The 18,716-nt window shown below is 43.3% G+C and carries 12 protein-coding genes; 4 read left to right on the plus strand and 8 right to left on the minus strand.

Features of this window, described 5'->3' with window-relative positions:
- Nucleotides 1–193: 193 nt before the first annotated feature.
- The 3 genes from RMZ41_RS18225 to RMZ41_RS18235 all read right to left on the minus strand — a co-directional run bounded on the left by RMZ41_RS18225 (nt 194) and on the right by RMZ41_RS18235 (nt 4,893).
- Complete coding sequence (locus RMZ41_RS18225; RefSeq protein WP_322644860.1) at nt 194–2,575, minus strand: phosphoketolase family protein; 2,382 nt, start codon at nt 2,573–2,575, stop codon at nt 194–196.
- 383 nt (nt 2,576–2,958) lie between these two features.
- Complete coding sequence (rimM, locus tag RMZ41_RS18230; protein WP_322644859.1) at nt 2,959–3,546, minus strand: ribosome maturation factor RimM; 588 nt, start codon at nt 3,544–3,546, stop codon at nt 2,959–2,961.
- A 63-nt stretch (nt 3,547–3,609) separates the two neighbouring features.
- Nucleotides 3,610–4,893 (minus strand): valine--pyruvate transaminase, encoded by a 1,284-nt coding sequence (locus tag RMZ41_RS18235; protein ID WP_322644858.1) that lies wholly within the window; start codon nt 4,891–4,893, stop codon nt 3,610–3,612.
- Nucleotides 4,894–5,174: 281 nt separating this feature from the next.
- Here RMZ41_RS18235 and RMZ41_RS18240 point away from each other — a divergent pair, with 281 nt between their 5' ends.
- Nucleotides 5,175–6,284: an S-(hydroxymethyl)glutathione dehydrogenase/class III alcohol dehydrogenase gene (locus tag RMZ41_RS18240; RefSeq protein ID WP_322644857.1), complete on the plus strand. Its 1,110-nt coding sequence runs from the start codon at nt 5,175–5,177 to the stop codon at nt 6,282–6,284.
- A 128-nt stretch (nt 6,285–6,412) separates the two neighbouring features.
- Entirely contained in the window at nt 6,413–6,871 is a 459-nt protein-coding gene (locus tag RMZ41_RS18245; protein ID WP_322644856.1) for a DUF29 domain-containing protein, read from the plus strand.
- Nucleotides 6,872–6,896: 25 nt separating this feature from the next.
- Here the strand turns inward: RMZ41_RS18245 and RMZ41_RS18250 are convergent, their stop codons facing one another.
- Both RMZ41_RS18250 and RMZ41_RS18255 read right to left on the minus strand, forming a co-directional pair.
- On the minus strand, nt 6,897–8,570 hold the full coding sequence (locus RMZ41_RS18250) for an ATP-binding protein (RefSeq protein ID WP_322644855.1): 1,674 nt from the start codon (nt 8,568–8,570) through the stop codon (nt 6,897–6,899).
- Between the two features lie 292 nt (nt 8,571–8,862).
- Nucleotides 8,863–10,782, minus strand: coding sequence for a GTPase family protein (locus RMZ41_RS18255; RefSeq protein ID WP_322644854.1), 1,920 nt, complete (start codon nt 10,780–10,782; stop codon nt 8,863–8,865).
- A gap of 404 nt (nt 10,783–11,186) precedes the next feature.
- Here RMZ41_RS18255 and RMZ41_RS18260 point away from each other — a divergent pair, with 404 nt between their 5' ends.
- A complete protein-coding gene (locus RMZ41_RS18260) occupies nt 11,187–11,990 on the plus strand; it encodes a PEP-CTERM sorting domain-containing protein (RefSeq protein ID WP_322644853.1) in 804 nt (267 codons plus the stop codon).
- A 23-nt stretch (nt 11,991–12,013) separates the two neighbouring features.
- Here RMZ41_RS18260 and RMZ41_RS18265 read toward each other — a convergent pair whose 3' ends face one another.
- Together RMZ41_RS18265 and ebsA are read right to left on the minus strand one after the other, a co-directional pair.
- Complete coding sequence (locus tag RMZ41_RS18265) at nt 12,014–12,397, minus strand: hypothetical protein (RefSeq protein ID WP_322734473.1); 384 nt, start codon at nt 12,395–12,397, stop codon at nt 12,014–12,016.
- Between the two features lie 152 nt (nt 12,398–12,549).
- On the minus strand, nt 12,550–12,924 hold the full coding sequence (gene ebsA, locus RMZ41_RS18270) for a type IV pilus biogenesis protein EbsA (protein ID WP_322644851.1): 375 nt from the start codon (nt 12,922–12,924) through the stop codon (nt 12,550–12,552).
- Between the two features lie 686 nt (nt 12,925–13,610).
- Here ebsA and RMZ41_RS18275 point away from each other — a divergent pair.
- Nucleotides 13,611–15,017 (plus strand): glycosyltransferase family 2 protein, encoded by a 1,407-nt coding sequence (locus RMZ41_RS18275; protein WP_322644850.1) that lies wholly within the window; start codon nt 13,611–13,613, stop codon nt 15,015–15,017.
- Between the two features lie 66 nt (nt 15,018–15,083).
- Here RMZ41_RS18275 and dnaX read toward each other — a convergent pair whose 3' ends face one another.
- The gene (gene dnaX, locus RMZ41_RS18280; protein ID WP_322644849.1) at nt 15,084–18,458 is read right to left on the minus strand and encodes a DNA polymerase III subunit gamma/tau; all 3,375 of its coding nucleotides are present in this window, start codon (nt 18,456–18,458) and stop codon (nt 15,084–15,086) included.
- Nucleotides 18,459–18,716: the final 258 nt, after the last annotated feature.

The raw sequence follows: 18,716 nt of genomic DNA on the forward strand, positions 1-18,716 counted from the left end.
TTTTTGCGATGGCGTAACCGCCCACCGTAGGCGATCGCATTAAGCAACATTACATCTTTAAAATATTAAGCTCACAGATACAGGACATCTAGCAAAATCAATGTAGTGTCTTGTATTACACGAGGTAAGCTTATTTTAAAAGAGAGAAGCAGAGAGAATAGTTTTCACTCTGCCTCTTTCCCCTTATATTCTGTTAATAAGGCCACTTCCAATCACGAATTTCCGGCATATCGTCGCCGTACTTCTGGATGTAGTGCTTGTGTTCGATTAACTTATCTTGCAGTTCTTGTTTGACATAAGCTGCTCTATATCCTAGCTTTGGTACACGAGCAATTACGTCCATTACTAGGTGAAAGCGATCTAGATCGTTAAGCACAACCATATCAAAGGGAGTGGTGGTAGTTCCTTCTTCCTTATAGCCACGCACATGCAAGTTACGATGGTTAGTTTGGCGATAGGTTAAACGATGAATCAGCCAAGGATAGCCATGAAAGGCAAAGATAATCGGTTTGTCTGTGGTGAAAATTGTGTCAAAGTCTTTTTCACTCAAACCGTGGGGATGTTCGCTTTTTGGTTGTAGTGTCATCAAATCGACTACGTTCACTACCCGCACTTTTAAGTCGGGGAAGTGCTGACGCAGAATGTCCACAGCCGCTAAGGTTTCCAAGGTGGGAATATCCCCAGCACAAGCCATTACTACATCTGGTTCGCCGCCTTGATCGTTGCTTGCCCATTCCCAAATGCCGATGCCTTTTGTACAGTGCTTGATAGCAGCATCCATGTCAAGATATTGCAATGCTGGTTGCTTGCCGGCAACGATGACGTTGACATAGTTGCGGCTTCTTAAACAATGGTCAGTTACTGATAGCAGAGTATTAGCATCGGGGGGCAAATATACGCGAACGATTTCTGCTTTCTTATTGATTACATGGTCGATAAAACCGGGATCTTGGTGAGAGAAACCGTTATGGTCTTGCCGCCAAACGTGGGAGGTGAGTAGGTAATTAAGGGAAGCAATCGGTCTACGCCAGGGAATATGTCTGGTTGTTTTCAGCCATTTGGCGTGCTGATTGAACATTGAGTCAATGATGTGGATAAATGCCTCATAGCAAGAGAAGAACCCGTGCCGTCCTGTGAGGAGATAGCCTTCTAACCATCCTTGACAGTTAGTTTCGCTGAGAATTTCCATTACCCGACCGTCGGCAGAAAGATGGTCATCTTCTGGGAGAATCTGGGCTACCCAATCCCGATCTGTAACTTCTAGTACAGCGCCTAAGCGATTCGATACCGTTTCATCGGGGCCGACGATGCGGAAGTTGCGGGTTTCTTGGTTAAGTTGCATGATATCCCGGAGAAATTTTCCTGCAACTTGAGTAGCTTCTGCGATCGCTTGGCCTGGTTTGAGAACATCTACAGCATAGTCTTGAAAGTCTGGCATCTTTAAGTCGCGCAGCAAAATGCCGCCGTTGGCGTGGGGATTGTCACCCATGCGTCGATGACCTTTGGGAGCCAGTTCTCTGAGTTCGGGAATCAGTGTACCGTTAGCGTCGAAGAGTTCTTCTGGTTTGTAACTCTTCATCCAATCTTCTAGGAGTTTCAGGTGTTCTGGCTGTTTGGCGATATTGCCAAAGGGGACTTGATGCGATCGCCAATAACCTTCAGTTTTTTTGCCATCAACTTCTTTGGGCCCTGTCCAACCTTTGGGGGTTTTTAAGACAATCATCGGCCACTGGGGACGTTTGGTGAAACCATGTACGCGGGCTTCTCTTTGGATGTTTTGAATTTCGGCGATCGCTATATCTAAAGTCGCCGCCATCTGCTGGTGGACATCTGCCGGATCGTCACCTTCGACAAAGTATGGTTTGTAGCCGTAGCCTACAAATAAGCTTTCTAATTCTTCATGACTAATCCGTGCGAGTACTGTTGGATTAGCAATTTTATATCCATTCAGGTGCAGAATCGGCAGTACAGCCCCATCATGCACGGGGTTCAGAAACTTGTTGGAATGCCAGCTAGTTGCTAAAGCACCTGTTTCGGCTTCACCGTCACCGACAACAGCAGCAACGATCAAGTCAGGGTTATCAAAGGCAGCACCAAAAGCGTGAACGAGGGCATAACCTAGTTCCCCGCCTTCGTGGATCGAACCAGGAGTCTCCGGTGCAACGTGGCTGGGAATACCACCAGGGAAAGAGAATTGTTTGAAGAGTTTCCCGATTCCTTCAGCATCCTGGGAGATGTTATGGTAATACTCAGTGTAAGTACCTTCTAAGTATGTGTTGGCTACCAGTCCGGGGCCTCCATGACCAGGGCCAGCAATGTAGATTGTATTTAGGTCATATTTTTTAATGACTCGATTCAGGTGAGCATATATCAAATTCAGCCCTGGGGTTGTTCCCCAATGGCCCAAAAGCCTGGGTTTGACGTGTTCCAGCTTTAGCGGTTCTCTAAGTAGCGGATTATCGAGTAGATATATTTGCCCAACTGAAAGATAGTTCGCTGCCCGCCAGTAGGCGTTTATTTTATGTAATTCTTCATCTGTTAAAGGCTTTGTTTGTGGAGTCGTTGCTAATGTCATTTCGACACTCCATTACAAAAAGGATTAGGATGGGTTCATCAGTAAGTAATTATACTTTTTTTCCCGATTATGACCATCTACCCATGATGATTTTTTCCAGCCTTTGTGACTAAAATTTTGTCTTTTAGCACAGCATGGAAAGCTATATCTACGACAGGCTACGCTTACCCTAACAATCTTAAATAAATCTTTAAAATCTCCGATTCCTGTCTCTGCGTTCTCTGCATCTGTGAGGTTAATTTATTTTTAGAAATCATTCAGGATTAGTATCTATTGATTAATAGGATAGTAATCGAATTTGATTTTTTCAAAAATAAAAAATTAATATCCAACTAATCATTAGGGACGACTTAATTTGTTGCCTAAGCGATGGAGTTAGTGACCTAATTATTAATTTCCAACAATCCAGGCGGCGGCGTAATTTCAATGCGATTAGATTTCAAGTCTACAACTGGTGCGATCGCTTCCACAAATGGAATTAAAACAGTCTTTTGTTGTTTGTCATTTGTCATTTGTCCTTTGTCAGTGGTAAAAGATGGGTGTAATTTTACTTCTAACAAATCATTACCGGCGGGGATGATGTCTACCACCGTACCAACGAGTTCGCCAGATGCTTGCATAAAGACTTCCAAGCCAATCAGATCGAGGACATGGTATTCATCTTCGCCTAATTGGGGGCGATCGCTTGCTGGTACCATTAACTTACAACCGCGCAACGCCTCGGCCTGATCGCAATTTTCCACGCCAGCTAATTTAATTACATACAAGTTCTTATTACTGAGATAACGTCCTGTCAATAATTCTATTGGTTGCGGTTCTGCCTCATCTGAACGCAACAACCAACGTTTTCCCGGAACCTCAAATCTTTCGGGGAAGTCAGATACAGGATAAACCCGCAATTCTCCAGATAATCCTTGAGGGGCAACAATCTTACCAATTTCTAGCCAATCATCTAATTTGTCATTTGTCATTTGTTATTTGTCATTAGTTTTCCTCCCCTGCTTCCCCTGCTCCCCCTGCTCCTCTGCCCTTAATTAGGCAGTCACCGCCGCACTTTTATAAACTTCTTCAGCAACTTTTGCTAAACGTTGCATGGCAGTGGCTATCTCTTCATCTGTACCTGTGAGACTGACGCGGAAACATTGATGCTTGTGCGCCCATTCTTCTTCTAAACCAGGGAAGAAGGTACTTCCAGGGACAATAATCACACCGACTTGCTTTAATTTTTGGTAAAATTCCCAATCACTGATGGGTAAATCTTGTAACCACAACCAAGCAAAAATTGCTCCTTCACCGCGATGCAGGAACCAAGGTAAATCCTTGGGCATAGCTTCTTCTAAGCTGGTTTCTAAAACGGTAAACTTATTCTGGTAAAAGGGACGGATGACGGTGTGAGAAATTTCTACTAATGCACCAGAATTAATTGCAAAAGCTGCGATCGCTTGGCCGTAACGTGAAGAATGAAGGCTCATATTTGCCTGAAAACACTCAAGTACTTCAATCCATTTTTCATCCCCAATGGCAATACCAAGCCTTTCTCCTGGTAATCCGGCTTTCGATAAACTCATGCAGTGTAAGATATTCTCACCAAATACTGGTGTCATTTCGGTAAAGTTCAGTGCTGGGAAGGGAGGCGCATAAGCGGAGTCAATTAACACAGGGAGATTATGAGGTGCAGCCAGGGCCGCAATTTTCTTCACTTCATCATCAGTGAGGACATTCCCTGTGGGATTACAAGGGCGAGAGAAGAGAACACAACCCGTATTTTCTGTAATCGTAAGTTTGCTGAAGTCGGGGCGATATTTAAATCTATGGGCGGCTGCATCGATATCGAGAGTTGGTTTGTAGGCAGTTAAGGCTTTTGGAACTAAGCAAACACCGCCGTAACCTGTGTAATCAGGGCTGAGGGGCAAAACGATTTGTTTTAACTCGCCGCTAGGAGTGTAGCCACCAAAGGTATTCGCAGCGTAGAAGTAAAGGGTTTGACTACCTGGGGTGATGAGGATATTGCGATCGCTTAAGTTTAACCCGTAGCGTTTGTTAAAATCATTAGCGATCGCTTCAATAAATGGTGCATAGCCCTGACTTGAGCCGTAGCGACAAACTACCTCGCCATATTCTGGGCTAGCTAAAAGCTGTGCAGTACAATCTCGCCATAACTGCTCTACTTCTGGCAAAATCAACGGATTACCAGCACTCAAATTAATAAACTGCTGCCCTGCACCCCCTCGCAAAGTCTCGATAATATCCTTCATGATTGCTCTTACGCCAGTCAGGTTGGACATTTGAGCGCCAATTTGAGTTAGGGCAGGGTTCATAAGCTGTAACAAAATAATGTATTAATCTAGGGGTGGACAAATTATTTGGGGGTTGCTGCTGACATCAAGTTTACATCGTTGCCAAAACAGCTGTTACCACCTTTAACTAATCTAGCTAGAGAATGATATTTTAACAGAGTAATATTTATCCTTATAGAGGCGATCGTCTGTCCTTAAGTAAATAGGATGAAGTGATACAAAAGTGTATCATGCCCTCAATTATGTTTAAGTGAAATAATCCTTGTGTTTCAGCAAATAAATAAATATATAGGAGACTGACCTTGCAAGTTAAAGCAGCAGTAGCTTACGGTGCAGGTAAGCCATTAACCATTGAAACTGTTCACTTATCGGGGCCACAAGCCGGCGAAGTGTTAGTGGAGGTGAAAGCCAGCGGGGTTTGCCATACCGATGCTTTTACCCTATCTGGTGACGATCCTGAAGGTTTGTTTCCGGCAATTTTAGGACATGAAGGCGCTGGTGTCGTAGTCGAGGTAGGTGCTGGTGTCACTAGTTTGAAACCAGGGGATCGTGTGATTCCTCTATATACTCCTGAATGCCGCCAGTGCGAATATTGCCTCAGCTTCAAAACTAATCTCTGTCAAGCCATTCGCTTAACTCAAGCACGCGGTGTCATGCCCAATGGTACTAGCCGTTTTAGTATCGATGGGCAGATGATTCATCATTATATGGGTACATCCACTTTTGCCAACTATACGGTGTTGCCGGAAATCGCCCTGGCAAAAATTCGGGAAGATGCCCCATTTGAAAAGGTTTGTTACATTGGCTGTGGCGTGACTACTGGTATTGGTGCAGTCATCAATACTGCCAAGGTGGAACCCGGAGCAAATGTCGTAGTTTTCGGTTTGGGTGGTATTGGTTTAAATGTCATCCAAGGGGCGCGGATGGTAGGGGCGAATATGATTGTCGGGGTGGATATTAATCCCAGCAAACGCGCTTTGGCAGAAAAGTTTGGCATGACGCACTTTGTTAATCCCAAAGAAGTAGAGGGTGATTTAGTTCCTTATTTGGTTGATTTGACAAAAGGCGGTGCTGATTACAGTTTTGAATGTATCGGTAATGTCAAAATAATGCGTCAAGCATTAGAATGCTGCCATAAGGGTTGGGGCGTTAGTGTGGTTATTGGTGTTGCTGGTGCTGGACAGGAAATCAGTACTCGTCCTTTTCAATTAGTAACTGGGCGCGTTTGGAAAGGTTCAGCATTCGGCGGCGCTAGAGGGCGTACAGATGTGCCAAAAATTGTTGATTGGTATATGGAAGGTAAGATAAATATTGATGATTTGATTACTCATGTGATGCCCATTGAGCAAATTAATCATGCTTTTGAATTGATGCATAAAGGTGAATCAATTCGGAGTGTAGTAACTTTTTAATTCGTAATTCGTAATGGGCTACGCCCCGCTACGCTAACGTAATTCGTAATTAAAAAGACCATAATTATGAATTATGACTTTTTCAATTATGTAGATGCTACAGAGCTAATAAAACGGCAAAAAAACTGATGCAAAATTTCTATGAAGCAGACTTCTACAGTTGGACTCAAGAACAGGCTAACCTTTTGCGTCATCGTCAATGGAATCAACTTGACCTGCCTAATTTAATTGAGGAAATCGAATCTTTGGGAAGAAAGGAACGCCAAGAATTGAGAAATCGTCTTAGTATATTAATTGGACATTTGCTTAAATGGGAATATCAACCACAGCAACGGAGTCGTAGTTGGTTAGCAACAATTAGAGTACAACGACGGGAAATTATCAAGTTGTTGAGCGAAAATTCTAGCCTAAAACCTTACCTTGAAGAAGTAATTCAGGAATCATATCAAAACGGTAGGGATTTAGCGTCGGGAGAAACAGATTTGCCACTCTCAACTTTTCCGAATGAATGTTTATATCATTTTGAAGAAATTATGAGCGATCGCTTTTATCCGGGCCAGCCTGCGGCAGATGATTTAATGGGATAAAAGCGATGTCTATAAGTGCGTATGTTTACGCACTCACCAGAAAGTATCGATCAATTTCTGTTGTCAGCATTTCAAAGTCCACGGGTTTGGTCAAGTGGCATTTAAAACCAGACTTCAGAGCAAGCTCTCTATCCTCCTGGCCACCGTAGCCGGTGAGCGCAATCAGAATTGAGTCAGTAAATTTGGAGTCTTTACTCAGTTCCTCTGCAACAGCGAATCCATCCATTTCGGGAAGCCCGATGTCACAAATAATTATATGAGGCTCAATTTCTCTTGCAGTTTCTACCCCTAAAATTCCATTATTAGCAAGGGAAACTTCGTGCCCGAAATGCTCAAGCACTGCTTTTAATGTTGTAGCTGAATCTTCGTTATCTTCGATGACTAAAATCTTCAGCGATTTGTTAGCCGCCTCCATAATCTCTGGGTCGTTATCTAAGGTTGTAATCTCTTCACATGCAGGGAGAGTTACTTTAAATTCTGCTCCCAAATTGATCCCTCTACTTGAGGCTTCGACATTACCACCATGAAGTTCGACAAGACTTTTTACTACCGAGAGTCCTAAACCTAGCCCGCCCCTGGAACGATCTAAACTGCGATCGGCTTGGGTAAATGGCTCGAAGAGTTCTGGTAATATTGTCGGTTCTATCCCTATACCTAAGTCTCTTACAGATAAGGTCGCTACACTACCTGAGCCATTTTCACCGCGAATAAATGATAAATCCACCCAGATCGTCCCATCTGGCTTGGAAAATTTTAAAGCGTTATCAAGAAGGTTCCCAAAGATTTGGAAGAATCGCGTCGGGTCAACATAAGCCCACAGAGGCGTGTTTGGCAGGTCTTGTACTACGTTCAGGTTTAATCTCTTGATTGCTTGTGCATGGTCATTGAGGCTCTGGCGAACCAATTCCACCAGATTAACTTTTTCAAGGTTTAATGAAATCTTCCCATAAGTGATGGATGATACATCAAGTAACTCATCGATCAATTTCGAGAGGTGCTTAATCTGGTGTTGCATCTTTAAAACTGTTTCTCCGACTGCACCAGTCTCGCCTAGCTTCAACTTGAGTAGCTGAACCCCATTCGAGATGGGGGCAACGGGATTCCTTAACTCGTGAGCTAGCATTGCAATAAATTTGTCTTTAAGCGCGTTTTGGTTTGTCAGTTTCTGGAAAAGTTGAACGTTTGCGATCGCTACTGCTGTAGTGTCGGTTAAAATCTCCAGCAATTCTATTTCTTCAGATGTGGCTAAGTGTTGTGTACTCCAGTAGGCTCCGATCGCACCCAACGGATCGGCAATCCGGATCGGAACCATCACTAAACTTTTGACAAAAGTTACTTTATATGCATCAAGAGGAATTCTTGCATCTTGGTAAATGTCCTCAATTATGGCTGCTTGTTTATTGAGCATTGCCCAACCGGAGATGCAAGACTTGAGCGGAAAACGCATACCTTTCCAAAGCGGCCCAATGGCATTTTCATCAACATAGTGGCAACATTCACCATCCCGCAACACAAAAGTTACTCCATCAGCATTGGTCAGATCCCTCGCAGCCAAACGCACAATTTCAATAATTTCCTCAATAGTCCGCACACAAGCCAAATCTTTCACGACCAAAAGCAGCCGATTATGAGACGAGATGTTATGGCTTTGATGTGAATTCTGTTCTTGAGAGATGGATCTTTGTAATATATTTTTCATAAATAACTCCGCAAAAAAGGATGTCTATGTAAAAGCTTAGGTAAGGCGGGTAGGCTTCAGCAGACACTTACTCTTAATCGTAATCTTAAATTTAATGTTAACAGTACGAAATGTTACTGCATTTATTATCTCTTCTCTATAATTATTATCTCTTCTCTATAAGTATAAATAGTACAGCGTTTACTAAGTAAATATTCTTAACCACCAATAGGGGGTAATACAAATTGTGGAATTTCAAGTCATTGATTATTGGCATTAATGACAAATGACCAATGACCAATGACCAATAAAATTATTTTGCAACCGATAGATAATATTCAAATCGCTTCCGGAGTTGTTCAACGGTTAGATTTTGAGTCCAGTACTCTACTAGGGCGTGACCAAATGCCCAGGCGTTGCGATCGGGTGAAGTAGAATTTTCCAGCAGTAGCGGCCAGAGGGATAGCAATTCAAAGTTGAGTCGGTTCGGGTTAACTGTATTCAAGAGCGAGAAAAGCTCATAAGCCATTTGGAGTTTGCCAATTACAATCGGCAACTGTTCCACGGGAATTTGCTCTGCCAGCATATATGCTAGGGCTGGCGATCCAGTTGATAGGGTAGAAACAAACTGGAGGACGGGACTTTTGAGCAATGCAGTTAGTCCTTGTGTTGTCGCCATCTGAAAGGTGTAATGGTCGATGATTTTGGCTGCGGCGACGGTACGGGCTTCAAGGTTACGCAAAAAGCGGGCGAGACGAAGTTGTTTGGTAGGCGCGATCGCATCTACCAATCCCAACGATAGCGCTTCTACTCCCCAAGCAACTCGGCTTGTTTTGCTGTCACCTGTAACCACAGGTACAACTAGATTACAAAAGGTTCCCAGTAATTTGGCGCGATACTCAGTGGCTTCTCGAATGGCAATTTCTTTTGGGCGATCGCCCCATTCCCAATCATAAGGTGGTTGCCATTCGCGGATGGGACGCAGACGATCTACTTGAGTGACGATCGCGATCGCTGGTAAATCTGTAACTTCTGCTTTGATGTCTTGCAAAAAGTCTACATCCATTTGCAAGGAAGGATCGAGGGCAGGGGTAACTAACAGCAACAAATCTGCATTTATGGCATAATCAAGCACTATGTTTCGGAGATCGGCACGGTTGACTTGTTCGTAACCAGGTGTGTCCAAAAGCGTCAAACTTTCCCCGCCTTGAGTCTGCCATTGATAATTTTGAATGCGATCGGTACTAGGTAAAACATCAACGGCTGCTAAATCCGCCTGAAATAGGGTGTTAATCAGGCTACTTTTTCCTGAACCTGTGCGTCCCACCAGGAGAATATTTACGGGTTTTTGCTCAACGGCTGCGGCTGGTTGAGCTTGAGTCAAGATTTCTTTGAGTGTTTGAGTTTTTGCTGTGGGTAAAGTGGGTGTGGATACTACAGTTGCTGAAACTGGTAATGTACTGCGTCCGTAGAGTGCGATCGCTTGCCGACATAAGTTTCTCAAAGCAGCTTCTCGGAATAACTGGCTCAAATTCCCCAATAATTGCTGAGTTGCCTGGTTACTAGAACCCTGACTAGCTTGTTTTGCCACCGCAGCCACCGGATTTAATACCCACTGTGCCCAGTTCCAAGCTTTCCAGAATTTTCGAGCCGATGGTTCCAACTTCCGGTAGACTTCGTATCCTTGGTATGCTTGCCCAACCGTCACCTGATTGAGGATGGGAGATAATTTTTGCATCCACTGATCCATATCATCCACCGTTCCGCGAATCAGCCCGTAAGCTTGGGGGACGTAGATGTTCAGCAGAGGATATTGAATTTGAGGATTGTAGATATGAGCGATCGCTACAACCAAATCTTGGCATCGCTTCCAAAAAGTTGGCCAGTCTTCCCAAATGGGGCGATCGCTTTGTGCCGCTTGCAGAATCTCTTGGAGTGCTATTTCTGCTTGCTTTGTGACATCACTTCCTACTGGTGCTGTTACTGTATCCTCTGCTGTCGATTCTAGTTGTTCTTGAACTTGGGCTAATACAGCTTCCACTTGGTTAACAGCAGGTTGAGTCCATTTAACCAACAGCCAACGCCAACCAACCAGTAAAAGGGTGAATACACCCCAAATCCAACTAATACCCCAGGCGTGAATTTGTGAACCGGCGGCTACCAGTAAGAAAATAATCATAAACGCGATCGGGATTGCCAACACAGCCCACTGCCACGGTTTGAATCGTACCATTGCCCTATACCTGCTTTGAAATGTTGGTAAATTCGAGTTTTTGCAAAAATTACTCTTATAAAAAGTCTATCGTCTTCAATCTAGGCAAGATATTTGATTTTATTGGATTGGAAGCTGAATACACGATGAAGAGACAGTGAGCCAAATTCTTTGGTATTTAGATGAAGACAGTGTTGAATAGTCTCTGATTAAAGTTTTCTGTAATAGAAACTTGGATGTTGGGCTATTTTCTCCAATACGCTCCGCAAACGCAAGAATAAAAATAGCGATTAACAAGGCTTTTTATTGCCGATGAAGCTTGCTTCACAAAGTTGGGAATAATAAATCATGCTTGAGAAATATTTGAAATAAATCTCAGCAGATTAGGTGTGTTTTCTATTGGCAATTACAGGAGCAAATTGTTAATGAAAGTAAGTTCATCAGGGATTAAGCTAGGTTGTGCAATTGTTAGCGGCAGTTGTTTAGCAGCAGTAACAATCGCTTTAAGTGGCGCAAGTGCAATTGCTGCTCAATTCATTACAATTCAAAGCACTGGCACATTATCAGGAACTATCGAACTTCCTAGAAACAATCCCAATTTCAATAACAGTACTACTCGGATTGATACGGATGAAACTGGAACTTATTACCGGAATTTAGGTACTAATAATAATCCTAATTATGTTCCTGTATACCAGTCAAACTATTTACAGGTAGAAACACGCCCTGACGGAAGTCTGCATTACTTTGTTGACTTTAAAGGTATTCCCTTTGTCTCATTTGATGGTGTTCTCACATCGCCAGTTCTCTCTGGTGGCCAGTTGACACCCTATAAATACCAAGGACAATTAGCAGGAACCAAATTTCAAGGAGTAGTTCAGGATGAATTTAATTTCATAAAAGCCTTCTATACTGGTAATGTCACCGATCCAGATACCGGCAAACAGTATCAAGGAACTTTTGAAGTAACTGGATATGGGGTGCGATATAGCGATCGCAATGGTGACTTAACTCCCACAGTCTTTGATTTCCAGTCCGATATCCCAGGTTCGCCAACTGTAACATCCTTGACCATCACTAACGCTACCTTGGCGAATTTAAGAATCAAAGTACCCATTGATGAAACTTCTATTCCAGAACCCGCTAACGTTATCGGAACTTTTCTCGTAGCTGGTTTTGGTTTACTTTTGAAAAGAAAAAAAGACATCTTCCCTAAAAAGATGTGTTGAAAATATTGGGTGGCTAAAAGTCGCTAATATATCAGCAAAGTCCCACTGATAATCAATAGCTTGCTAACCTGCAAAAACAGATAAAAGTTCGTTTGTCTGCGGCTTATATTCGGCAAACTTATAGGATTAATATTTGATTTTTGAACAGAATTAGGTATTGTAGAGGAGCCAGTGCGTTGCGGTGAGGGGGTCGCAGTCTTGGCGGTTCCCGTCGATTGCGAACTCCCGAATCCGAAGGGAGGTTCCCGACGCTCGTTCGCGTAGCGTCTCCGACAGGAGAAGACTCGCTTGCCGCCGACGCTATCCGTTGTAGCAACTGGCGTTGTGTTATAACGGAGTTCGTAACGCACTCTTGTCAAGGGTTTGATGCCGTACTCTCCGCGCTCACATCCTACGTCTATTTTCAAAAATCAAACCGGATTCCTATAGTAACAAATTAGATTTTAAACACATCTTCTTAAAAAGAAGATGTGTTTAAACAGGGAGGCTGGTAAATTTCATAATTACACAGAGTTATTTTGAAAATGAGCCGAACTAGCAAAAGTCCGGCTGAGTTTAATCAATCGTCTATACGCAATAACTTGCGGTAAAACGGTTGTGAAAAATCGGTTACGCGATGACGTTTATAGTTGTCCATAACTTCAATTAAAAAATTAATAAACTCGAAACTAGCCATCATCAGTTCGTAACTCAGGTCTGCGTTGCCATCAAACTGAATTCGGCAACGGGTTAAGTCTGAGGGTAAAGTAGCAACATTCCAAGAGGCGACAAAGGGTATATGTTCACTAGCCTCTATCTTTCGGTGTCCTTCTAAGACCCCTTTTTGATAAAGACTGATGGCATAGGGTAAGAAATTGCGCTTAGTACCCTGGACGTAAGGTAAGTAAACACTAGCTTGTTGTTGATTAGCAGGCTGGAGTTGCTCAATAGACATTGTTAAATATTCCTTAAGTTAGTTGGCAACTATGGATATCAGTGGATATTAGTAGTGTTCCCAAAAGATGTGCCTAAAGCACATAGTGAGAGTCGGGGAAGCAGGGGAGCAGGGGAGACAAGGGGGAATTATTGAACAAGTCTCTTCCAAGTCTGTCCCTCTTCTTTGTCTACTTTGTCTCTTCTTCATACCCAATACCCCATGCCCAATGCCCCATGCCCAATAAATGAAGTTACTGCTAAGAAATATTAAAATTTCGGTTACAATAAGGCTGCATTAACTTTGCTCGCAGCTGGGCGCAATAACATAACATGAAAAATCCTCACTATTAAAGTTGTGGATGTTATTATTGCTGTTTCTCCCAACAACAAGCTGCTGTTACCTTGATATAACTTTGCTTAAACGGGAGTTCTCCTTAGAGAAAGTCCAACTCTACAAGCTTCCTGCCCAAGTGGGTATCAAAGGAATTAAGCCTCTGTATAAGAGTCGCAAACCTGGTTCTTGCTAAGTAATTACACAGGGTGACAGTGACAACAAAAGTAGTCCCAGCAGCTTTTGGCTTAGGGATAGCGGGTATTGCAGTTTGCCCATTCCGATTAAAATCGGAAAAAGTAGCTTAGGGATATTTGTCCGTAAAATTACTAACTGTAGACAAATACTGGTTTTTGAATCAAGCAACCTAACCTATGCCAGCGAATTCCTGGCCCGAAGAAGATTCTTATCAAGAGCTTGATCCGCTCAACTCCTTGTTGTCTGACCTATCAGTAGATGAGGAGTCAGTGTTAGAGACAGATTCTATGTCTCTACCATCCCGGTTTCAAGGTCGTAGACGTAAGGCAGCTATAGTCTTAACCGTTGTCTGGAGTGGGACGATCGCTCTACATTTAGTTTCTTGGGCTTCTATATTTATTCTAGGACTGACCACCATTCTAGGATTCCATGCTTTGGTGGTAGTGTTTACTAAATCCCGTCGCCATCCAAAAGAAATACAGGGAGATTTGCCCTTTGTATCTGTGTTAGTAGCTGCGAAAAATGAGGAAGCAGTAATTGCAAAATTAGTCAAAAATCTTTGTAATCTGGAATATCCAGGTGGGCAATATGAAGTGTGGATTATTGACGATCACAGCAGTGATAGCACACCACATTTATTAGCAGAACTAGAGCAGAAACACGATCAACTGAAAGTACTAAGGCGTTCAGCAGAAGCTAGTGGCGGCAAATCAGGGGCATTGAATCAGGTGTTGCCTCTGACAAAGGGCGACATTATAGCAGTATTTGATGCTGATGCCCAAGTTGTACCAGATATGCTGCAACAAGTAATACCTTTATTTCAAAGAGAAAAAGTGGGCGCGGTGCAGGTGCGAAAAGCGATCGCCAACGCTAAAGAAAACTTTTGGACTAAGGGGCAAATGTCTGAAATGGCACTTGATACCTGGTTTCAGCAACAACGCACTGCCCTTGGTGGTATTGGCGAACTGCGGGGCAATGGTCAATTTGTCCGGCGTTCAGCCTTGGAAAGCTGTGGTGGCTGGAATGAGGAAACCATTACCGATGATTTGGATTTGACAATCCGTTTACATTTGGATAAATGGGATATTGAGTGTGTTTTCCATCCAGCAGTGCAAGAAGAAGGTGTGACAAATGCGATCGCACTCTGGCATCAGCGCAACCGATGGGCAGAAGGCGGTTATCAACGCTATTTGGATTATTGGGATTTAATTCTCAAAAATCGGATGGGATGGCGCAAAAGCTGGGATTTGCTGATTTTTATGCTGATTATGTACATCTTGCCGACAGCAGCAGTACCAGATTTATTAATGGCGATCGCGCGTCATCGTCCACCAATGTTAAGTCCCATCACAGGCTTGTCCGTTACCATGTCGATGGTAGGGATGTACACAGGTCTAGGGCGCATACGTCAAGATCAAAAATTCTCACTTTCTACATATCTTACGATGCTAGTGCAAACCCTGCGTGGCAGTTTATATATGTTGCATTGGTTAGTTGTCATGAGCAGTACTACTGCCCGAATGTCGGTAAGACCAAAGCGCCTGAAATGGGTGAAAACTTTGCATACTGGGAATGGGGAATAGCCCCTTTGGGGAATTAAAAATTAAAAATTAAAAATGCAACATTATTTGTGGTAATTTTGCATTTTTTTATTCATCATCCAGTTCTGATTCCTCTACCCATTCAGGTGTAGTCATGGAATCAGAGAATTCTGGGAAATCATCTGCAAAGCGGATAATTTCTCCGTTGAAAAATAATGCTAGACGTTGAGCGGCGATCGCTACTTCATCAACTTCCCAATCAGGTGCGGGTGTTCGCTGTGGCTGCGGAGGCAAAGTTTGCGCCCCATTTTTATTTGCCCCATTTCCGTTTACTCCATTTCCATTTGCCCCATTTCCATTTACACCATTTCTATTTACACCATTTCCGTTGCTTGCTGTCGGCTCGGTTTTTAGTGGTGCTGGTGTTGCTGGCTGTGGTACTGGTGCTGGAGGCGAAATTTGCTGGTTGTAACTAGGAGTAGCTGGTTGCTGAACGCGACTAGAGTCTTTTGGCGGAGGATTTTTTTTGGCGGAGGTAGAGTTTGAAGAAATTCCTTTTTCTATATCGATCTGAATTTCACGCTGGAAAGTCTGCTGGAAAGCTGCCGTAATCATAGGTAAATAAGATTTACCCTTGTCATACCATGCCTGTTTGATCGCAATTCGAGCCACAATACCGTCGAACTCTATAAGTTGGCTCATTTGACGGAGCATTTCTTGCCTTGATTTTGGCTGGAGGTTAGCAAGCACCTGTTGCCAAATTTGAGTTAAATCATATTGTGCTTCCCCTGCAACTTCTGAAGTTACTGGTTCAACGTTTGCAGGTGACACAGGAACAGCAACAGGTTCTGGGGTTGGTGGTGAAACAGAGTTAGCAGCAGAATTATGATTTGTTTGCCGTTCAACTGCGCCAGATGAAGTAAGGGGCTGATTTTGAGCAGTCGCTACCTGATGGTTTGTAGAATTATGATTTGTTTGCGGTTCTGCTATCGGTAAAGAAGTAATGGGCTGATTTTGGGCAACTGCTGGAGGAGAGTTTGGAGATACAGCAGGTGGGTTAACTCGCGGTGCGGCACTTGGCGCTTGTGGTTGAATATTCGTCGTCGCACTGGGTAACAATCCTAGTAATGTTACTTCTAACCACAAACGCGGCTGGGTGCTGTTTTTAATTTGCACTTCGGCTTTTCGCAGGTGTTCCTGTCCTGCTAAAATCACGCTCATATCGAAATATTGAGCAAACTCAACCAGCGCTTTCCAAGTTTGCTGGGTACAAGCAACCAAATCGTGGCGGTTGGGTGCTGTTTTGGCAATCAGTAAATCACGGTAAAAAGCGGCGAGATTTTGCAGCAGAGTTAGGGGTTCTCGACCACGATCTAAAATTTTGTGGGTACTGTCAAGAACTGCTTCGGCTTTATCTTGAGCGATCGCATTTAAAAGTCCCAGCAAGTCCTGTTCGCTTACTGTCCCCACTAAATCCCAAACTCGATCCGGTGTCACTTCACCTGCTAACAAACCCAATTGATCGAGTAAACTTTCAGCATCCCGTAATCCTCCCTGAGAAAGTTGGGCTATGAGGGTTACGGCATCGGGCGAAATATGAATATTTTCTTTAAAGGCGATCGCACTTAAATGCTTAACCATCGCCTCTAATTGAATACGTCTAAAATCAAACCTTTGACAGCGCGAAATAATCGTTGGTAACACCCGTTGCGGGTCTGTTGTTGCCAATACAAAAACCACGTGCTTCGGTGGTTCTTCTAGGGTCTTTAGTAGCGCGTTGAATGCCTGGGTACTGAGCATGTGGCAATTATGTACCAAAAGCCCGTTTGCTACAAAGTTATGATTATCTGCTACTTCAATATCGTAAACTCGCTCAACCCCAGCGAGGTGAACAGATTCGACTGTCTCCAAACTTGTAATCCATTGAGGGAATGGAATATTGTTTAAGGTCTGCGAGCCATTTTCTACCGGTGCTTGCGCCCATCTGAATGTAGTGGTATGTTTTGCCTGTACTACTTCTGGTATAAAACTTTGTTGCGGCTGAATATCCCATTGCTGTAAGCCAACTGGCGATGAGTTGATTTTCTGCGCCGGAGAATCCTTCTGTATGCAATTGAATTTGTGGACTTCCTTGTGGACTGAGACTGAGTGAGCCATCATCCATGTACCACCAAGCAAGTCCTTCTGGGGTAATTCGATTAAGCCAGTCCATAGAGACGAGCTTTTTATCCCCATTTGGTTTAACGATTTCCAAGACATCTTTGAGTTGGGGATGACAAGCGGTGTTACAGGTAACTGATATATTCCCGTATCCTTTGTTAGCTGTAATTCGCAGTTTTGGACGCAATTCTTCAAGGCGATAAGCTTTGTATTCCAACCATTCTTGCTGCTTTTCTGAGTGTGTCCAACACAATCTGGGGAATCTGCTGTATTTATTGGGATAACTGATAGAGCAATCCCCAAGTAAGGTTCCGTAGATAAGTCCAAGTGTGTTTGGCTGGATAACTGCCGCATCCGCAAGGAACTTTTCTGTTCTAAGTTTCCAGATTCCGTGTCCTTTTTTATATGGATGTTTTTCCCAACGAGACTGGATGCTGATGATTCCTCGTCCTTTTTTTTGTAAAAAGGTTGAGATATCGAGCTTTTCTCCGCACCCGCAAGCACAGAAAGGTCGGAGTAATTCGGCTTGTTTAAGAATAGATTCCAAGTCGTATGATTTTTGCCCAGATGTATTGCCTTTAAATTGGTGTCCGCTAACAAATCTTCGAGTGCGTCCATCGATACCAAATTTGTAAATGAGGATGCCGCATCCGCATTCACAGGGGATAGTATCTTCACACCTTCTTTTACGTCCTTTGCTAGTAGCCATCCCTGATTTGTCCTAATTAAATGATTACCCGTACATCTAATTTCTCGATTAGTTGTTTTAATAACCAGGGTTTGTCTTTCCCCTTGATCTAACCACCTGACAACTTTCTTAAATTCCCAGTTACCTAATGAGTCGTTGTAACTCAGAACCTTCTTGTCTTTAATTTTGGGATCATCAATTCTTTGAAGTCCCTCATCAGTCAAAACTAGAGAATCTCCAGTTAAGCATTCATCGATTACATAAACTTTGTAACGACACTGCACAGGAGCAAACTGGGCTTTTTCAATCAACTCGCGGATATTATCGACACCAGTGTTACTAGCGGCATCGATTTCAATTACATCTAAGGCGTAACCCTTGGTGATTCCCTGACAAACATCACACACGCCGCAGGGTTCAGCAGTGGGGCGATCGCTTTTGAGACAATTAAGGGACTTTGCCAAAATCCTGGCACTAGAAGTTTTCCCCGTACCTCTTGGCCCAGTGAATAAATAGGCGGGGGCAATTTTGGATGTGCCGATCGCATTCGTGAGGGTGGTAGCGATCGCTTCCTGTCCCACCAGTTCAGCAAAACTTTTGGGGCGATATTTGTGGTGCAGTGGTTCGTAAGACATGGAAAAATAGACTTCAATGCCTTTCAACGTGAATAAGTAGCACCGAGTCGAGTTTGGGATTCAATTATTTTAAACTCTCGTACCTGCTTTATTTATCGATGTTGCCATAGCGCTTACACTCAACTAATGCCGTCAATTTTGGCACTCAGGAAAGCAAGCAACCAGATCATATTTTTACTATGATTCCAACATCAACATATCGGAATTATAGCATAGCATTTAGTACATTTGTTCTATTTAAAAATTGGGGAATTGGGA

The organism is Nostoc sp. DedVER02, assembly GCF_034530675.2.
GTDB lineage: Bacteria > Cyanobacteriota > Cyanobacteriia > Cyanobacteriales > Nostocaceae > Nostoc.

Excerpts from the sequence above, each read along its gene's own strand:
- RMZ41_RS18225 (WP_322644860.1), bottom strand. The coding sequence starts at position 2,575 with ATGACATTAGCAACGACTCCACAAACAAAGCCTTTAACAGATGAAGAA.
- rimM (WP_322644859.1), bottom strand. The coding sequence starts at position 3,546 with ATGACAAATGACAAATTAGATGATTGGCTAGAAATTGGTAAGATTGTT.
- RMZ41_RS18235 (WP_322644858.1), bottom strand. The coding sequence starts at position 4,893 with ATGAACCCTGCCCTAACTCAAATTGGCGCTCAAATGTCCAACCTGACT.
- RMZ41_RS18245 (WP_322644856.1), top strand. The coding sequence starts at position 6,413 with ATGCAAAATTTCTATGAAGCAGACTTCTACAGTTGGACTCAAGAACAG.
- RMZ41_RS18250 (WP_322644855.1), bottom strand. The coding sequence starts at position 8,570 with ATGAAAAATATATTACAAAGATCCATCTCTCAAGAACAGAATTCACAT.
- RMZ41_RS18255 (WP_322644854.1), bottom strand. The coding sequence starts at position 10,782 with ATGGTACGATTCAAACCGTGGCAGTGGGCTGTGTTGGCAATCCCGATC.
- RMZ41_RS18260 (WP_322644853.1), top strand. The coding sequence starts at position 11,187 with ATGAAAGTAAGTTCATCAGGGATTAAGCTAGGTTGTGCAATTGTTAGC.
- ebsA (WP_322644851.1), bottom strand. The coding sequence starts at position 12,924 with ATGTCTATTGAGCAACTCCAGCCTGCTAATCAACAACAAGCTAGTGTT.
- RMZ41_RS18275 (WP_322644850.1), top strand. The coding sequence starts at position 13,611 with ATGCCAGCGAATTCCTGGCCCGAAGAAGATTCTTATCAAGAGCTTGAT.
- dnaX (WP_322644849.1), bottom strand. The coding sequence starts at position 18,458 with ATGTCTTACGAACCACTGCACCACAAATATCGCCCCAAAAGTTTTGCT.